Here is an 18,030-nt window from a genome sequence, read left to right as displayed (position 1 = left end):
GAGGGTATGAAACGCAAGCAATCCATCGAACAGGTTCGCTGGGATCTGGCACTTCGCTATCGTTTAATCGAGACCGTTGCCTGGTGGGAAGGCCGGTTGACCACGGGCCACCTGATACAGAGCTTTGGTATCAGTCGCCAGCAGGCCTCCAAGGACATCAATACCTACATCACCGAGCATGCGCCCAAAAACTTGACATATGACAAGCAGCTCAAGGGCTATGTGCCGAGCAAGCTTTTCAAGCCGCTGTTCATCGACAACAGCGCCAGCGCCTATCTGCACCTGCTCTATCAGAACAATGAGCGCGCCCCGCACATCGACGGGCTGGCTCTGGCGTATGCGCACACCCGTGTACTGGAAGTGCCTGACCGCCCTATTCGGCCAGAGGTACTGCGCCCCTTGCTCAAGGCCTGCCGTGAAGGCCTACGCCTGGAAACCGAATACGTGTCCTTCAATACCCCCAATGTCGAGGTGCGCCTGATCGCCCCGCACACGCTGGTCTACACCGGCATGCGCTGGCACGTGCGGGCCTATTGCGAAAAGAACGGCCAATACCGCGACTTCGTCCTTAGCCGCCTGCGTGGGCAGCCAGACTTGCTGGACGCGTCGCCGAATACGCGCGAACAGGATGAAGACTGGAATGTCGAAGTGCCGGTCATCTTCGCGCCTGATGGGCGGTTGAACGAAGCCCAAAAGGCAATCATTGAAACCGACTTCGGCATGACAGACGGGCAATTGGTAGTGCCCAGCCGCAGGGCATTGGTGAAGTATGTGTTGCAGCGATACCATTTCGACCACCGCAACATGGCGATACTTCCCGAGGCCCAGCAACTGGTGGTGAGTAACCTCCAGGAACTGCAGCCGTGGTTGATGAAGTACTGAAATTTAGATCTCAGCAGCGTCAACCGAAATAAACTGCGTGACTGCGCCAACCTGCTCAACAAGCTAGTTCCGGTCATTATTCTGCTGATGCTGGATAACCCGAACACATTGTGGGGTGATACCTGTTATCCCGTAGTCGTTTAGCTCGGTGACAGCGCTTGGACCGAGGTCGCCCGAAAGCGGGCGACCTAGCTGGTCAACGATAGGCCGGGAATACTTGTCGCAGTATTCCAATCGCTATTCCAGCTTAAAATATAAACCGGAGTTACCTCAATTAATCAATGTGTTACTGAGCTAATTCAACTTACCCCGGCCCAAGCTGCAGCGCACCTACGTCCGAACACGCCAACCTGCTAGGCATCAAAGACTCTTCAAACGTAACCGCTGCGCTTAGCGTTTTCTGGCACGGTCGCCATAGCAAAGTGTGTAACTATCCCTCCCGCACCCCAAACGCATCGTACGCCGCTACCGGCAAGCTGATCCCCTCACAGACCGCACGAGCATAAGCTTGCTCTTTCCCCTTCCCCGGCAAGTAAACCCCCAAGGCTTCAAGCCGAGCCATCTGCTCGTCCAACCTTGAAGCAAAGCACTCATCCAGCAACCTGGGAGCAATACCAATCACCAGCATCCCAGCCCCAGGCGATTCGCTCCCAGCACGAAAATCGCCTGCATCCAGCGACCAATTGGCCCCCGTCACCCCCGCCGCAAGCACCTCAACCATCAACGCAATATTAGCCCCACGACCGCCCCCAAACGCCAGCAACGTCCCATGCAATGCCTCCCGCGCACTACACGTTTCATTGCCTTGCCCATCAACCGCCCAGCCTGCCGGTATCGCCTCCCCCGCTTCAGCGGCCCGCAGCAGGTTTACGTAAGCCGTGGCGCTGCTAGCTTGGTCAATCGCCAGTAACCGCCCCGTGTCACTGGCGGCGGCAAATGCGATGGGGTTGGTGGAGTACAGCGGTCGGCTCTGGCCGGCCACGGTGAGCAGCGGTGAGCCATTGGTGAACGCCAACGCGACCAGGCCCTCGCGCGCCAGCCGACGGGTGTAATAGCCCAACTCGCCGCAGGTGAACGCGTTGAACTGCGCAAACAGGGCGATACCCAGTTGATGCGCATTGCTGCACAGCGCTGGGAAGGCGCGATCGAACCCCAGTTGCGCGATGCCTCGGGCCGCGTTGCAGCGGATCATGGCCGGCGCGACCTGGGTCACGATGGGCTCGGCAGCCGTGGCGATTCGGCCGGTGGCAAAGCCGCTGAGGTAGTCAGGCAAATGGCCGAAACCGAGTTCGTGCTGGCCATGGGCCTGGGCTGATACGGTGGCGTTGGCAAGCGCCGTGGCCACGGCGTAGCTGGTGCCGTGGGCCAGGCAGAGTTGGCGCGCGAAGGTGGTGGCATCGGTCAGCGACAGGCGCTTTTCGGGTTTGTGGTCGTCCATGGGGGCTTCGGTGCTCTCGGAGTGTAGGTGTGCCGCAGCCTCAGAACCTGCAGGGGCGGTGTTAGCCGCGAATGAACGGTAGCGCGTAATTCTTGAAAGCTCGCGGTGCCTTCATTCGCGGCTAAAGCCGCTCCTACGGGATCTGATTGTCTTTACTGAATCATCCTGGGCTCACCCACTTTTGCAGCCTCGCGGTCCAGGCCAAACGAGGCGAGGATTTCTGCGATTTCGCCCGAGGCGTGCAAGGCCTGGATGTTCTTGCCCAGCGCCTCGCCCAGGGCTGCGTTGGCCTTGGTGTACGGGAAGGCGCTCTGCCCGGGCTCAAGCGTGGCCTTGACCCGTTGATCGGGCTCGGACACCTTGATGCTCTTGCCGGGGTAGCCGCCCTTCTGCTGCGAAGACACGGCCACCGCGAAGCTGTCCGCGCCCACCTGGATGCGCCTGGACGCCAGGTCCTGGGCCATGGCCACAGGGTTCGGGTAGAGCACCAGGTTATCGCCAAAGGCTTTCTTCAAATCGTCCACCCACAGGTAGCCTTGCACGGTGCCGATACGCTTGCCGTCCAGTTCGGAAATCTTCGTGTAACCCTCATCCGAAATGATGCCCATCACGTCCAGGTACAACGGTGCCGACAACCCCAACGCCTTGCTGCGCTCTGCCGTGCGATACCAATCACCGATGCCGACATCGGCGCGCTTTGCCACCACTGCCTGGACGACGGCTGCCGTGTCCACCACCATGGTTTTGACTTTCAGGCATTCGCGCTCGGCGATGCGCTTGATGATCTCGCCGTCCACGCCGCTCAACTGGTTGTTCGGCCCCGGTATCGAGTAAGGCGGGAAGACATACGCCGCCACGGTCAGCACACCCGGGGTGATGGTTTCAAACTGGTTCGCGGGGGTGCATTCGGCCAAGGCGTACGGGGCGCCGGCCAAGGTCGAGCACAAGAACATCCAACGGGTAAAACGCTTGAATGAGCGAGTCATGACGTCACCTTTGCAATAAGAGAGCAGCAGCCGAAATCGGCGCGAGTGGATTTGTTGTTATGGCTGGCTGGGGGCCAGTCTTCTTTCCAGCGCTGCCACACCCAGGGTCGCCGGGGCGCAGACAGCGGCATACATCAAACCGGCCAGTATCAGCACCGGCATGTACTCGAACGTGGAAGAGCCAATGGAGGACGCCCGGCTGACAATTTCTGGCAGGGCGATGGTGAAACACAGCGACGAGGCCTGGAACATCATGATCGAGAACCCCAGCAGCGATGGCAGCGCCACCCGCAAGGCCTGAGGCAGGATCACAAAGCGCAGCGCGTCGAACCGGTTGAGGCCGATCACTTCAGCGGCCTCGGTTTGCCCTGCGGCCACCGACTCGATGCCACCGCGAATGATTTCACTGGTGTAGGCCGCCGTGCAGTACGCCATGGCCAGCGCAGCAGCCCAGAACGAGGTCAGGGTCAGGTTGACGCTGGGCAGGCCAAAGTAGAAATACTGCAGAAGGATCAACGCCGGTGCGCCACGCCCCAGTTCCACCACCACCAAGGAGGGGTAACGCAACCAGCGGCTCGGCGCCGAAACGCCCAGTGCCAGCAACAGCCCCAGCACAACGCCCAGGCCCAGGCTCACGGCCGTGACCTGCATCGACAGCACAAAGCCCTTCCACAACTCCGGCAACCATTGCGCCCACATCGTCAGCAGTTCGCTCATCGGGCAATCCTCTGTTTCAACGTGGCCGACAGCCAACGAGAGAACAAGGCCACGGGCACGCTGAGCACCAGGTACACCACCGCCGCCGCGCTGTAGACGCTCAGGCCCTGAAAGGTTTGCTGTGAAACCTGGTAAGCCTGAAAGCTGATTTCACCAACGCCAATCGTCGAGGCCACGGCCGAATCCTTTAGCAGGCCTATGGCGTAGGTGGCTGAGGTGGGAATGGCGATACGCACCAACTGCGGCAACACCACATCGAAAAACCGTTGCGACGCCGACAGGTTGAGCACATAGGCGGCTTCGAACTGGCCGGCGGGAATTGCCGCGAACGCACCGCGGTACACCTCGGACATGTGCGCCGCCGTGATCAACCCCAGGCCAACCACCGCTGCGGTAAACGGCGACAGGCTGATATAGCCGCCACCGATGCCGAAGAAGATGAAGAACAGCCAGACAATCGGGGGGATTGAGCGCAGGATCAGCACCAGCATGGCAGCCAGAATGCTCAGCATCTTGAACCTGGACATGCGCAGGGCACAGATGGGAAACCCCAGCACTACGCCGACACAGAATGCGAGCACGGTAACGGCAATGGTCCAGGGTATGCCATTCAACAGCATCATCAGGATGTCTTTCATCAGCGATTCCTCACTGCCTGAAGGAACTGGATCACCCGTTCATGCTCGGGCTCGCGCATCACTCGCTGGCTCGGCCCGTGTTCGATGATGCGCCCGTCAGCCATGACCACCACCCGGTCGGACACGGTTTCGGCGAAGTGCATCTCGTGAGTCACGACAATCATCGACATACCTTCGCCGGCCAGCTCTTTCATCACCGCCAGCACCTCCAGGCCCAGCTCGGGGTCCAGCGCCGAGGTCGGCTCATCGAACAGCATCAGCTCAGGGTCCAGTGCCAGGGCGCGGGCGATGGCGATCCGTTGCTGCTGGCCACCAGAGCAGCGCGCCGGATAATGCTGGGCCTTGTCAGCCAGCCCAACGCGTTCGAGCAGTTGCAAGGAGCGGGCGTCGGCTTCCTTGGCGCTGCGGCCCAAGGTGCGGATTTGCGCCAGGCTGACGTTGCGCAGCACCGTCAGATGCGGGAACAGGTTGAACGACTGGAACACCATGCCAATGCGCCGGCGCAACTTCAGCAGCTCTGTACGGGGCAACGCCTTGCCAGCTTCAATGTGCACGCCATCCATGCTGACCCGCCCCTTGGTCGGCGGCTCCAGTTGGTTGATGCAGCGCAACAAGGTACTTTTGCCCGACCCACTGGGGCCGATAATGGCCACCACCTCGCCCTTGTTCATTTCAAAACACACGTCGTGCAAGACGGGGTAAGGGCCAAACTGTTTATGAATGCCCTCCAGGCGCAAGAACGGTTCGGCGCTGGTCACCGAGCGCGGCGCCAAGGTGGGTGCGGTTTCGATCACAGTCATGCTGCTCATGGTTTTGCTCCAGCTATCGATCGCCGTCGACCAAGGGTGTGCGCGAGAGTTTGATAGGCCCGTTGGCGCTGATCAGCACCTGTTCTTCGAGCTTCACCCCTTCCCCACCGCCTTGTTCACCGATGTAACTTTCCACCGACACCACCATGTTTTCCTCGAACAGGCCGTCGTACCCCCACTCGGCGAAATCCACGGCGTAGGCGACGCTGGGGTACTCGTCCACCAGCCCGACACCGTGCAGCATCATCATGTAGCGGTTGTGCTCGAAGCGCTGGGGCACCGGCCAGCAGCGTTCGGCGAACTCGCGAAAGGACAGGCCCGGGCGCAGCAGTTCGACGTTGTGGTTGATCTGCTGTGAGGCGATGTCCAGCAAGTCGCGTTGGGCCATGGTCGGCGCCTTGCCGGGGCAGATGAAGCTGCGCGAGATGTCTGAAAGGTAACCACCGGGCCCGACCATGTCGGTGTCGAAACAGACCATCTCACCTGCCTTGATGACCTTGTCAGTGGCGTCCTGAAACCACGGATTGGTGCGCGGCCCGGAGCTGAGCAGGCGGCTTTCGGCCCACTCTCCGCCGTGCGCGACGTTGGTGCCGTGCATGATGCTCCACAGCTGGTTTTCAGTAACCCCCGGCACCAGGCTTGTGCGCATCCGGGCAATGGCCAGATCGCACACGCCCATGGACACCCGGTGGCTGGCCACTTCTTCAGCCGATTTGATCAAGCGCGCCTGCTCCATCAATGGCTGCGCATCGAACAGCTCAATGCCCTGGTGTGTCAGGCGCTGCGCGCCCCAAGGGTCGCAGCGGTCGACCGCCAGGCGGCGATTGCCGCCACCGTGGCGGGCCATCAGGTCCGCCACCTCCTGTGCCCAGCGCTCGGCTTTTTCCTGCACGCGGGGGCCGGCGAGAAAATACAGCCAGGGAATCGCCGGGCGAATTTCATCGATGGTTTCCACGTGCTCGCTGTTGTGCCGGCTGCTGGTGAACTCGAACAGCACCACCGGGCCGTCGGTGGCGACGAACACATAGCGGCTGGGCGAGTGCATCACCCACAAACCAAGGTTATTGGTGTCGGTGGCATAGCGAATATTGATCGGATCGGCCAACAGAATGCCGGCGTAATCCTGGGCGCGCAGTTGCTCGCGAATGCGCTCCAGGCGGTAATGGCGCAAGGCTTTGCGGTCGATGGCGGCATACGCATCGAGTAACGCCGTGTCGACCGGCGCGATCGCATGTTCAGTGACCTTGGCATCGCTGCGAAAGCGCAGGTCGCGTTCGGTTAACGCCGTGAGCAGCTCAATGGAATCAGAACCCGTTTGCATGTAACAACCTCCGCTGAGTCAAACCAACTTTCGGGGCAGTAACTAAAAGGTTTCTAAATCTGGTGACGGCTGTCTTTATTGTTGTGGGCGGCGCAGGGCAGCTAGAGGTCCTTGACCAGCCGCAGGGCATCGTAGATGGCCGCATGGGTATTGCGCGACGCCACTGCATCACCAATGCGGAACAGCTGGAAGCGCCCTTCGGGGTTGCTGACAACGGTTTGCGGCTTGCCGACAATCAGGTCCATGTACTCCAAGGCACCTTCGTTGCTGGCAAGGGGTTTGAGGTCGAAATACAGTTCGTCCAGCGGACGGGTGCCGTGGTTGACCACCACCTGATCCACCAGGCGCGTTTTGGTCAGGTCGCTGTAATCGGTGCCGATCGTGGCCAGCAATTGGTCGCCTTGTTTCTCCACGGCCTTGAGCCGGTAGGTGACGGTAAAAGTGGTGTCCAGTTGCTGTAACGCACGCATGTAGGGAACCAGGTTCATGCCCATGACTTCTGGCGCGAACGAGCGGTCGGGGGTCATGATTTCAGTCTTGGCGCCACTGCGGGCTACGAATTCAGCGGCTTGCAAACCAGCGTGGTCGCCCGCGTCGTCGTACACCAGCACATTGCGCCCAGGCTTCACGTCGCCGGAAATGATGTCCCAGCTTGAAACCAGAAACTGATTGCCGTGCTCCAGCACTTCGGTGTGCGGCATGCCCCCGGTCGCCACGATCACCACGTCGGCGTTTTCATCGAGCACAATCGCGGTGTCTGCCCAGGTATTGAAGTGGAACCTCACACCAAGGCGCTCGCATTGCGCCATGCGCCAGTCGATGATGCTGATCATTTCCTTGCGCCGTTCGGACTGTGCGGTCAGGCGAATCTGCCCGCCGGGTTTGTCCGCCAGCTCGTACACCACCACCTCGTGGCCGCGCTCGCCTGCCACACGTGCCGCCTCCAGGCCACCAGGGCCGGCGCCGACAATCACCACTTTGCGCTTCTGCACAGCCTTGGGTATTTCATGAGGCATGGTGGTTTCACGCCCGGTCGCGGCGTTGTGGATGCAATAGGCCGCGCCTGCGTTGTAGATGCGGTCCAGGCAATAGTTGGCGCCTACGCAAGGGCGGATATCGTCCTCACGGCCTTCGATGATCTTGCGCACGATGTGCGGGTCGGTCATGTGCGCGCGGGTCATGCCGACCATGTCCACCAACCCCGAGGCAATGGCATGACGCGCCGTGGCCACGTCTGGAATTTTTGCTGCATGGAAGGTTGGGAAGCCGGTCAGCGTCTTGATTTCGCCGGCAAAGTCCAGGTGCGGGGCATTGCGCATGCCCTGGATCGGGATGATGTCGGTCAGCCCGGCGTCGGTGGCGATGTTGCCGCGAATCACATTGAGGAAGTCGATCATGCCACTGTCTTTCAACAGTTGAGAGATCTGCAAGCCCTCCTCTTTTTGCAGGCCACCGGCGAGCACTTCGTCCCCGGTGTAGCGAATGCCGACAATAAATTCCGGGCCCACGCGTTTGCGAATGGCCGTGAGCACATCGAAGGTGAAGCGCAGGCGGTTTTGCAGCGAGCCGCCGTACGGCCCTTCCAGCTCGTTGGTCAGTGGCGACCAGAACTGGTCCATCAAGTGACCGTAGGCTTGCAGCTCGATGCCATCCAGGCCGGCGGCCTTCATGCGTTCGGCGGCATCGGCATAGTCGCGAATGATGCGGTCGATGTCCCACTGTTCAAGCTGCTTGGGGAAGGCGCGGTGTGCGGGTTCCTGATTGTGGGAGGGCGACACCACCGGTAGCCAGTCGCCTTTGTCCCAGCGGGTACGCCGGCCCAGGTGAGTGAGCTGGATCATCACCGCTGCACCATGTTCGTGGCACTCGTCGGTGAGGTCTTTCATCCAGCCGACCACTTCGTCCTTGTAGGCCAGAATGTTGTTGAACACGGGTGGGCTGTCACGGGAGATTGCGGCGGAGCCTGCGGTCATGGTCATGGCTACGCCGGCTTTGGCACGTTCAACGTGGTAGGCCCGGTAGAGCTTTTTCGGCATCCCGTCTTCCGGGTAGGCCGGCTCGTGGGAAGTGGTGATGATGCGGTTGCGCAGGGTCAAATGCTTGAGGCGATAAGGCTGAAGTAGCGGATCGTTTTTCATATCGGTCTCGCAAACAGGTCATCAGGCACGCCGACAATATGCCCCTGTGTACATAGGTGTCAATACTCTTGACGATGGTGTACAGTTACCACAAAGCGCACATTGAAAAGGGAAGAAATGCCCATGAAAGGAACCACCTCAAAGGCGGAAGCAGCAGGCCGAGGCTCACTGGAAGGCTGGCTTAATGCGGCCTATGAAAGCCTGACCGAGTCAGGTGTGGATGCCGTGCGAGTGATGCCGCTGGCCAAGAAACTGAATTTGTCGCGCACCAGCTTCTACTGGTTTTTTGAAGACCGCGATGCCTTGCTCGTGGCCTTGATCGAGCAATGGAAAAACAAGAACACCTTCAACCTGGTGACCAAATCCCAGGCCTATGCCGAGTCCATCACCGAGGCGATTCTCAACGTCTTCGACTGCTGGCTGAACAGCGAATTGTTCGACTCGCAATTCGAGTTCGCCATGCGCAGTTGGGCGCTGCAGTCGCCGGAAGTGGCGCAGGAAATCGGCCAGGCAGACGCGCAACGCGTCGAGGCATTGCGGCAGATGTTCGACCGCTTCGGCTTTGAACACGATGCTGCGATTACCCGCGCCCGTTCCATCTACCTGACGCAAATCGGCTACATCAGCATGAAAACCCGGGAGCCCCTGGCCCAGCGCATGCGCTACATTCCCGAGTACCTGAAGATATTCACCGGCAGGGAGCCGGAAGCCCGTGAGCTGGAGCGCTTTTATCAGCGCAACGGTTTTAGCGGGGCCGATTTGAAGGTCTAAAAACACCGACTCACAAGTGAGCCTCTTTGAAGATGCGGGGGTTCATAGCAAGCTTCAGGATCTTGCGCACCTGTAGGCACGGGTTTACCCACGAACAGGGGCGCAACCCGTGCCATCCCCTGGCCGCCTTACCAGCTGTAACTCAACTTCGCCGTCACCTCACGCCCCGGGTTGTAGTAATTCGCCGTCCCCGACCCCACCACATGCTGCTCATCGAACAGGTTGCTCACATTCAGCGCCAGGTCGGTCCCTTTGGCGATCTTGTAGTTCAGCGCCGCATCGAACAACGTGGTCCCATCGCTCTTCTTGGTATTGGCAGCATCCATGTAGTACGCCCCCACATACCGCGCGCCCAGGCCGACGCTCACGTCAGTGCCAGGTATGTCGTAGTAGCTCCACAACGATGCGGTGTGTTTGGGCGCCGTGGTGAACTCATTGCCCTTCAAGGAAGAGCCGTCATACAGCGACCCGCGCAGCACCTCGGACTCCATGTAGGAGTAAGCACCAATCACGCTGATGTCCTGCGTGACTTGTGCCTTGGCTTCCAGGTCAAGTCCACGCACGCGTGACTCGCCCACCGTCTGCTGCTCGATGATGCCGCTTGGCAACACCACGGCAATGGTGACGTTCTCCTGGGTCAGGTCATAAACAGCGGCGGAGAAGAGTGCGTCCATGCCCATGGGCGAGTACTTGATGCCCACTTCGTATTGCTTGCCGGTCTGCGGGGTAACGCCTACTTGCGGGGGCGAGACGGACTCCACCATGCTCACGTAGGTAGACACTTCATCGTTGACGATATAGGTCAGTGCCGCGCGGTAGGAGGTTTCGGAGAAGTTGTCCTTTTCCGTCTGCTCGCCACCGATGTATTCCTTGCTCGACAGGTCCATCGAGTCGTTACGCACGCCTGCGGTCGCGATGACGCGGTCAAAGAACGACAGGTTCTGCTGCAGGAAAACCGCCTTGGTGGTGGCGTCATTCTTTTTGCGGGTATAGGGCGTGATGCCGCCAGGCACGCCAGTAAATACCGGGTTGGCGATGTCGATGGAGGGCGCCAGGCCGTAGACCGAGCTCTGTTTGGTCGTCGAGTCGAGGTACTCGACGCCCACCAGCGTGCTGCTGTCGATGTGCTCGAACTGGGCATCGTACTGCAGCATCAAGTTGCCATTGAGCTGATCGGCATCGCTGTCGGTGCCGAAGACGTAGCGTGGAATGGTGGTACCAACACGCGAGGCATTGTCGCTCAGGTAAGCGTAGCCAAAGTCATCGGTCAGCTCGCTGTAGCGCAGGTTGCTGCGCAGCACGAAGCCGTTGTCGAAGTCGTGGGTGATGTTGCCGCTGAGGCTGGTGCGCTCGACATCGTGGAAGTTGTAGCCGGGCTCGCCGTAGAAGTCGCTGCGGTCGTATTCCTTGTCCAGCGGGTAGCCACCGCTGTTCGGCGAGCTGTTGGTCTTCAGGTAATCCAGCACCACCGTGGCCGAGGTGAAGTCGGTCGGCGCCCAGGTCAGGCCGCCCATGACGAAGCGGTTGTCGTCCTGGGAGTGGTCGTACTCGCGGTCGCTGTTCTGCATCTTGGCCGTGAAGCGGCCGGCCAGGGTGTGTTCGTCGTTCAGCGCATCGCCTACATCGATCCCGGTTTCGGCATGGTCATAGGAGCCGTAGGTCACGTAGCCTTGGCCAAACTTCTCGAAGCGCGGTTGCTTGGTCACGAAGTTGACCGAGCCACCCGGGTCTGCCGGGCCGAACAGGGTGGAGTTGGCACCCCGCAGAATTTCGATACGCTCGTAGGCGTAAGGGTCTTCGCGCACACCGCGCATCGAGCTGAGGGTCAGTCCGTCTCGGTAGGTGGTGGCCTGGAAGCCGCGGATCAGGAAGTAGTCGTTGCGGTCGTCCGAACCGTAGTAGTCGCTGACCACGCCGGGGGTGTACTGCAGCGCCTCTTCGGTGGTGCTGACGCTGCGCTGCTGCATTTCCTTGTTGGTCACCACCGACACGGACGCGGGCGTGTTGAGGATGCTGGTCGCCACCTTGCCACCTACCCACAGCTCCTTGGCAACCACCGAGTTGGCGTCATCGTCGGCGCTGGCCTTGACCTTGGCATTGATGATGACTGGCGCCAGGCGGTAGTCCTCGGTCGCGCCCAGCTCCAGCGGGCCGGCAGGCTTTGGTTGTGGAATCACCAGGTAGGCGTTGGGGCCTTGCTGCTCGACTTTTAATTCGGTGCCTTGCAACAGCGACGACAACGCTGCCGACGTTTCCAGGTTGCCCTGTACGCCCTGGGTGCTGCGGTTAGCTGCGTTTTGGGCATCGAAGGACAGGCTGATACCCGCCTGGCGAGCAAAGCGGTCGAGCGCCGGTGCCAAAGGACCACCCTGAATGTTCCACTGCTGCAGCTGGTTGTTGTGCTCAGCGTTTACGGGTTGTGCAAGCGATGGCAGCGCGTAGCTGCTGACAACCATACCCAAAAACGCGCCGCGCACGGCACGGCTCAATGGATGGTGCTGTGGAACCGGGGTCAAACTCATTTTCTCGCTCCGTAGAGTGTCGGCGGGCTGGCCTGTATTCCGGCCTTCTCTACAAGCCGAACGAGAATGAGAAAACACCTCATTTATTTTTCGGGTAGCTGGAGGCACCACACCGCGGGCGCCTCCAGCACTTAAACCTTATTCACTTTCGCGGCTCGCAAACGGGTCAAACTCGGGGTCGTTCAACTTCAGGATGTGGTTCTTGATGGCACAACCGGCCAGATCGATGTATTCCGCATAGAAGTCTTTACCCAGTTGCCGCAGCGGTGAGCCCTCCAATGAGTCAGCGACAGCTTCTACCGTTACGATCCCGAATTGTTCAGCGATGATTTCCACACTGCGCACACGCATTTCAGGGTGGTCATAGGGCTTCTGGTACCAGGTCGCGATCTGATACTGGATATCGTCTCTTTCCAGCGCCTGATACAGATGGCTGGCAAACGCGATGCTGGTTTCGCGAATCAGGCCCGGGTCGATATCGAGCTTTTCAAGTAGCGTTTCAGTGGGTTGGTAGGCAACATAAAGCAGGTCGGCGATGGTGTAGCCCGGCATCGGCGGGAAAACGCCTGGCGGTAGTTGGTCCGCCGGGATTGATAGCTGGTCGGAATAGTCGTCGTTGTGCACGGGAAGCTCCTTGCCTCGGTATAGTTTTACTGGCCAGCGCCAGCATCATCCACGCGCCATTGCTGGCGCGCAGTGAAATGACATTTTCCGGTTGTATTAGTTGCGCGCAAGGGTGAAATAACTGCGGTCAGCCACCTACTCATCCGAGTGCGGTTTCAAAGCGGTTTTGCCGGTGTGGATACATGCCTTTTACAGGGGTTGGCTTTGAGCCAGTAGCGTTTCCTGCGTAGCGGGCAGCGGGCGGCTCAGCAGCACGCCAACCACCACCGCGAACACCAGCGCTGCAAGGCCCGCAACCTGCAACACGGCCTCGAAGCCACCCATGAACGCCTGGCGGGCCAAGGGTGCCACCGCTTCACGCAAGCCCGGATCAAGCAGCGCCAGGGCCGCCTGCAGGTCGCCCGCCGCTACCCGCGTGGCCATCGCAGCAACTTGGCCCACTTGCGATGGCGCTACGGCAACCAGGGCTTCGTGAAGCAATTGCCCGCTGCGGGCGGCCAGTACGCCGCCCAGTAAACCGATAGCCAGGACGATGGCCCCGAAGCGCGTAGTTGTACTCAACCCGGAAGCCATCCCGGTACGCTGGCGTGGCACACAAGCCATGATGTTTTTCTGGGTGTCGCCATTTAGCAGCCCGGCACCCGCCCCCAGCACCAGGCTGGCCAGGGCAAAGGCTGCATAGCCGCCAAACCCGGCGGCCCAGGCACATAGCAGGTTGCCCACCCCCACCAGCACTAGGCCAAGGGCGAATACCTGCGCCGGGCTCAAGTGCGCCGCCAGGCGCATGCCCAAGCGCGGTGCCAGCAACATGGCCACGGCAAACGGCAGCATGCCGGCCCCGGCTGCCAATGCGGACAGTTGCAGGCCGTTTTGCAGGTACAGCGGCAGCAAAGTCATCATCACCTGGGCGCAGGCGGCGTAGGCGAACATGCCCAGCAAAGCACCCACGAACCGCCCGCTGCGCATCAGCTGAAGGTCGATCATCGGCCGTTCCTGGTTGCGTTCGACCATGATAAACAGGCCAAACAGGAAGGCACTGATTAGCAGCCGGCCCAGGGTTTGAGCACTGCCCCAGCCCACCTGGTTGGCATCGATCATCGCCCAGATCAGATAGCCCAGGGCACCCGCAAAAGTCAGGCTGCCCCATGGGTCAAGCCGGGCCGCCGCGCTGTCGCGGGACTCCTCTACACTGCGCAGCACCATCACTGCCAGCAACGCCACCAACGGCAGGTTGATGTAGAAGATCCAGCGCCAGCCCAGGGTACTGGCGATCACCCCGCCGAGCAGCGGCGCAAAGGTGATGGTGGCGCCCATGCAGGCACCCCAGAAGGCCCAGGCGCGCATGCGTTCCTGCGGCTGGTGGAAGCGGTTGCCGATGGCGGCCAGTGCCGAGGTCAACAACAGGGACGCGCCGATGCCCTTGGCGGCCCTGGCCAGGTCGAGCAATAGCAGGCTGGGCGCCGCGCCGCAGGCTAGCGAGGCAAGGCCGAACAGGGCCAGGCCGAGCAGCAGCATGCGCCGGCGGCCAAAGCGGTCGGCGAGGCTGCCGGCGGGCAGCAGACAAGCGGCGAAGGCCAGCAGGTAGGCACTGACCACCCATTCGATATCGGCAAACGAGCCAGACAGGTCGCGGGCGATACTGGGCAGGCTGACCGCGACAATGTTGGTGTCGAGGATGATCAGGGCGCAGACCAGGGAGGCGGTAAGCAGGGTAAAGCGTGCAGAGGGCATGGTGGGGCTCCAGAAGCTGAGCTGGTTGGTTTGAAGTGCCTTTAACCTGCAGGATCGCCGGGACCGCTGCGCGCTCCAGATATTGCATAGCCCTCGAATGTTGAGCGGTCCCTGCAATTGCACAGGCAGGCTTTGCCGCCAAGCCAACAGCCTTGTAGTGTTGGCCTTACCATACCGCCGCCTGCGCCAAGGCTTGTTAGCCCCGGCGGCCCGCGTCATTACCCTGCAGGTAACACCTGATGGAAATCCGCCATTTCCGCTATTTTCTCTGCGTTGCCCGCCACGGCCATTTCACCCGGGCCGCCGAGCAGTTGGGCATCGCCCCGCCCACCCTCAGCCGGCAGATCCAGGACATGGAACGCGAGCTAGGTGTGCGCTTGTTCGAGCGCAGCCAGCGCGAGGTCAACCTCACCGCCGCCGGCCAGGCGCTGTTGATTGAGGCCGAACAGGCCGTGCGCCAGTTCGACGCCGCACAGCTGGGTGCACAACGCGCAGCCCGTGGCGAAAGCGGGCGTATCGAACTGGGCTACGTGGCTTCGGCCGCCTACTCGGGCATGCTCCAGCAGCAAGTCAGCCGCTACAGCGAAACCTGCCCTGGCGTGCGCCTGAATATCCGTGAACTGCCCATGGCCGAACTACCCGGCATGGTCCGCGACGGCTTACTAGACCTTGCCTACGTGCGCTCACCGATGGAGTTTCCTGACCAGCTGGAAGCCATCGCCTTGCACCAGGAAGGTTTCGTTCTCGCCCTGCCCGCCAGCTCGCGGATCAACGAAGTGCCGCAGATCCCGGCCTCGCGCCTGGCCAATGAAACCTTCATTCTGCCCGAGCAGATTTCCGGCACGCTGGAAGTGGCGGCGCAAGGTGGCTTCGTCCCGATGCTTGGCCCACAACCCGGCAGCCTGGTGGCCGTGATTACCTTGGTATCACTTGGGCAAGGCATTGCAGTAGTCCCGGAATCGGTGGTGCAGCGCATCAACCTGCCGCAGGTGAATTACCGGCGGGTCGTCGATTGCCAGGCTAGCTCGTGGCTGAGCCTGGTTCACCGACGCTTCGAGAAAGCGCCGGCTGTGATGCGATATGTGCAAAGCGTGATGGGCGGCACTTGATGGCCGCTCAAGTACGCTGATCTTCTGCAGGAACTGTTTGAGCATATCTATCAGTACACCTTGCAGATCCGCTTCGACATGGCCCCCCCGGTAGGCCCAGGAATTCGACCACGTAGGCATCTTCCGCCAGACAAGTGTAAAAAAAACAAAGGGCACCCATCCTCGGGTGCCCTTTGCCTTACAGCCAGGTGAAATGAATCACCCCATCGATCGCGCGCCCACCGGTTGCGCATGGCCCCTCGCCGTCACGATCCCCAGGAAGGAAATCACGATCGCCAGGCCCAATGTCGAGCTCACTTCCGCCCGATGCTCAGGCGTGTACATCATCACCGCCAGCGCCCCGGCAATGAAAATGATCACCGCCCAGGTCAGGTACGGGAACAGCCACATGCGGAACTTCAGTTCGGTGTTCTCGCGCTCCAGACGGCGGCGCATGCGCAGCTGGGAGATGGCGATAACCATGTACACCAACAGGGCGATGGCGCCGGAGCTGGCCAGCAGGAACTCGAACACACCCTTCGGTGCGAAGTAGTTGAGGACCGCGATGGCCGCACCGATCAGGGTGCTGCCGAACACTGCAGCACGCGGTACGCCGACCTTGGAGGTCTTGTTGAGGAAGGCCGGGGCGTCACCGCGCTTGGCCAGCGAGAACATCATCCGCGAAGCGATGTAGATCGACGAGTTCATGCAGCTGGTAACGGCTACCAGAACCACCAGGTCGACCATGAATGCCGCGTTGGGGATGTTCATGATTTCCAGCGCACGCTGGTACGAACCCACCACTGCCAGTTGCGGGTCGTTCCACGGCACCACCGAAATGATCACGAAGATCGACAGGATGTAGAAGGTGCTGATACGCCAGATCACCGAGCGAGTGGCCTTGGCAATGTTGCGCGACGGGTCGCTGGACTCGGACGCGGCGATGGTCACCGCCTCGGTGCCGATGAAGCTGAACATCACGGTGATGAACGCCCCCACCACTGCCGACCAGCCATTCGGTGCAAAGCCGCCGTACTCGGCAACCAAGCTGCTAAGGCCACTGACCTCGCGGTTGGGCAGCCAGCCCATCAGCGCGGCAAAGCCCAGGCCGATGAAGCCCAGAATGGCGGTGACTTTGAGGATGGCGAACCAGAACTCGAACTCGCCGTACTTGGCCACGCTGAACAGGTTGGTACCGGCCAGCAGCAACACCGAAGCCAGGGCGAAGATCCAGCTGTCCACCTGCGGGAACCAGGCGTTCAGCACATGCCCGGCGGCCAATGCTTCGATAGGAATGACCAGTACCCAGAACCACCAGTACAACCAGCCGATGGTATAGCCGGCCCAGCGGCCAATGGCCTGGTCGGCATAGGTGGAAAACGATCCGGTGTCGGGGTGTGCCACGGCCATTTCGCCGAGCATGCGCATGACCAGTACCACCAAGGTTCCGGCCACGAAATAGGAAATTATGGTTGCTGGCCCGGCTGCCGCGATGGCATGGCCAGAACCTACGAAAAGTCCGGCGCCGATGATGCCGGCGATGGACAGCATCGTTACGTGACGTGGCTTGAAACCTTGTGCAAGGTTGCCATCAGATCCCACGGTGTTCATTGATGTTGTTCTCTTTTTGCTGACACAAGGAAGGACGGGCAGGCGTAGGCGAAAAATATCTCCTTTGAAATCAATAAGTCGACACATTACTCGCGCTCTGTTGTTGATCTTTGGAGCGCTTCACAGAGCAACGTGTCAGTGCAGGGCGGGCTTCATTTAATCCCCGCATGGCTGTGGGGAATTACACGAGAACGCCCCGGAACTGTTCGATCACGACAGGGCATTTCCATCAACGCCAAATGTCGCGAATGGCATGTCCGATCGCGCCATGGGCCCAAATGGAGCTTTTGTTTTTCATATGAATGTGTGTTGTCTGTGCCGGCCCTTTCGCGGGTGAACCCGCTCCTACGACGGTACGTGGCGACGGTACCGATTGGTGGATGCGGTGGCGGGTGCGGCGGTGAATGACTGGGGGGATTGGCCGGCAGGTCCGGCCCTTTCGCGGGTGAACCCGCTCCTACGACGGGAGGTGGCGACGGTACCGATTGATGAATGCGGTGGCGGGTGCGGCGGTGAATGACTGGGGGGATTGGCCGGCAGGTCGGGCCTATTCGCGGGTGAACCCGCTCCTACAACGGAACCTGGCGATGCCACCGATTGAGGAATGCGGTGGCGGGTGCGGCGGTGAATGACTGGGGGGATTGGCCGGCAGGTCGGGCCTATTCGCGGGTGAACCCGCTCCTACGATGGTGCGTGGCGACATCGCCGATTGATGAATGCGGTGGCGGCTGCGGTGGTGAATGAATGGGGGGAT

At 60.7% G+C, this 18,030-nt stretch carries 14 protein-coding genes; 3 read left to right on the top strand and 11 right to left on the bottom strand.

All coding sequences use genetic code 11. From position 1 onward, the window contains the following. Positions 1 to 6 precede the first annotated feature (6 nt). Positions 7 to 882, top strand: a complete 876-nt coding sequence (locus ACYCCG_RS12895) for a WYL domain-containing protein (protein ID WP_459670652.1) — start codon at positions 7 to 9, stop codon at positions 880 to 882. A gap of 430 nt (positions 883 to 1,312) precedes the next feature. On the opposite strand, the gene ACYCCG_RS12890 is transcribed toward ACYCCG_RS12895, so the two are convergent. From ACYCCG_RS12890 to ACYCCG_RS12860, 7 genes are all read right to left on the bottom strand, one after another. Then, on the bottom strand, positions 1,313 to 2,320 hold the full coding sequence (locus ACYCCG_RS12890; RefSeq protein WP_459670651.1) for an Ldh family oxidoreductase: 1,008 nt from the start codon (positions 2,318 to 2,320) through the stop codon (positions 1,313 to 1,315). 152 nt (positions 2,321 to 2,472) lie between these two features. Next, positions 2,473 to 3,306 carry a substrate-binding periplasmic protein gene (locus ACYCCG_RS12885; RefSeq protein WP_004576158.1) on the bottom strand — a complete coding sequence of 278 codons (834 nt, stop codon included), beginning with the start codon at positions 3,304 to 3,306 and terminating at the stop codon, positions 2,473 to 2,475. Between the two features lie 57 nt (positions 3,307 to 3,363). Continuing rightward, on the bottom strand, positions 3,364 to 4,023 hold the full coding sequence (locus ACYCCG_RS12880) for an amino acid ABC transporter permease (RefSeq protein ID WP_459670649.1): 660 nt from the start codon (positions 4,021 to 4,023) through the stop codon (positions 3,364 to 3,366). Then, complete coding sequence (locus tag ACYCCG_RS12875; RefSeq protein WP_459670647.1) at positions 4,020 to 4,661, bottom strand: amino acid ABC transporter permease; 642 nt, start codon at positions 4,659 to 4,661, stop codon at positions 4,020 to 4,022. The genes ACYCCG_RS12880 and ACYCCG_RS12875 overlap by 4 nt, the downstream gene beginning before the upstream one ends. Next, positions 4,661 to 5,470 (bottom strand): amino acid ABC transporter ATP-binding protein, encoded by an 810-nt coding sequence (locus ACYCCG_RS12870; RefSeq protein ID WP_209963321.1) that lies wholly within the window; start codon positions 5,468 to 5,470, stop codon positions 4,661 to 4,663. The genes ACYCCG_RS12875 and ACYCCG_RS12870 overlap by 1 nt, the downstream gene beginning before the upstream one ends. Positions 5,471 to 5,483: 13 nt before the next feature. After that, the gene (locus tag ACYCCG_RS12865) at positions 5,484 to 6,791 is read right to left on the bottom strand and encodes a M24 family metallopeptidase (protein ID WP_014592431.1); all 1,308 of its coding nucleotides are present in this window, start codon (positions 6,789 to 6,791) and stop codon (positions 5,484 to 5,486) included. A 101-nt stretch (positions 6,792 to 6,892) separates the two neighbouring features. Continuing rightward, on the bottom strand, positions 6,893 to 8,929 hold the full coding sequence (locus ACYCCG_RS12860; RefSeq protein ID WP_459670645.1) for an oxidoreductase: 2,037 nt from the start codon (positions 8,927 to 8,929) through the stop codon (positions 6,893 to 6,895). A 123-nt stretch (positions 8,930 to 9,052) separates the two neighbouring features. Here ACYCCG_RS12860 and ACYCCG_RS12855 point away from each other — a divergent pair, with 123 nt between their 5' ends. Continuing rightward, positions 9,053 to 9,700, top strand: a complete 648-nt coding sequence (locus ACYCCG_RS12855) for a TetR/AcrR family transcriptional regulator (RefSeq protein WP_129932622.1) — start codon at positions 9,053 to 9,055, stop codon at positions 9,698 to 9,700. 128 nt (positions 9,701 to 9,828) lie between these two features. On the opposite strand, the gene ACYCCG_RS12850 is transcribed toward ACYCCG_RS12855, so the two are convergent. The 3 genes from ACYCCG_RS12850 to ACYCCG_RS12840 all read right to left on the bottom strand — a co-directional run bounded on the left by ACYCCG_RS12850 (position 9,829) and on the right by ACYCCG_RS12840 (position 14,577). Beyond that, a complete protein-coding gene (locus ACYCCG_RS12850; protein ID WP_459670643.1) occupies positions 9,829 to 12,222 on the bottom strand; it encodes a TonB-dependent siderophore receptor in 2,394 nt (797 codons plus the stop codon). Positions 12,223 to 12,360: 138 nt separating this feature from the next. Further along, a complete protein-coding gene (locus ACYCCG_RS12845; RefSeq protein WP_209963314.1) occupies positions 12,361 to 12,846 on the bottom strand; it encodes a hypothetical protein in 486 nt (161 codons plus the stop codon). A 189-nt stretch (positions 12,847 to 13,035) separates the two neighbouring features. Next, the gene (locus tag ACYCCG_RS12840; RefSeq protein ID WP_209963311.1) at positions 13,036 to 14,577 is read right to left on the bottom strand and encodes an MFS transporter; all 1,542 of its coding nucleotides are present in this window, start codon (positions 14,575 to 14,577) and stop codon (positions 13,036 to 13,038) included. Between the two features lie 239 nt (positions 14,578 to 14,816). On the opposite strand from ACYCCG_RS12840, the gene ACYCCG_RS12835 reads away from it, so the two are divergent. Beyond that, complete coding sequence (locus ACYCCG_RS12835) at positions 14,817 to 15,686, top strand: LysR family transcriptional regulator (protein ID WP_209963308.1); 870 nt, start codon at positions 14,817 to 14,819, stop codon at positions 15,684 to 15,686. A 198-nt stretch (positions 15,687 to 15,884) separates the two neighbouring features. On the opposite strand, the gene gabP is transcribed toward ACYCCG_RS12835, so the two are convergent. Then, on the bottom strand, positions 15,885 to 17,276 hold the full coding sequence (gene gabP, locus ACYCCG_RS12830; protein WP_209963304.1) for a GABA permease: 1,392 nt from the start codon (positions 17,274 to 17,276) through the stop codon (positions 15,885 to 15,887). Positions 17,277 to 18,030 lie beyond the last annotated feature (754 nt).

Source organism: Pseudomonas sp. VEM90, from assembly GCF_054611535.1.
This window is presented reverse-complemented; position numbering and strand designations above follow the sequence as displayed.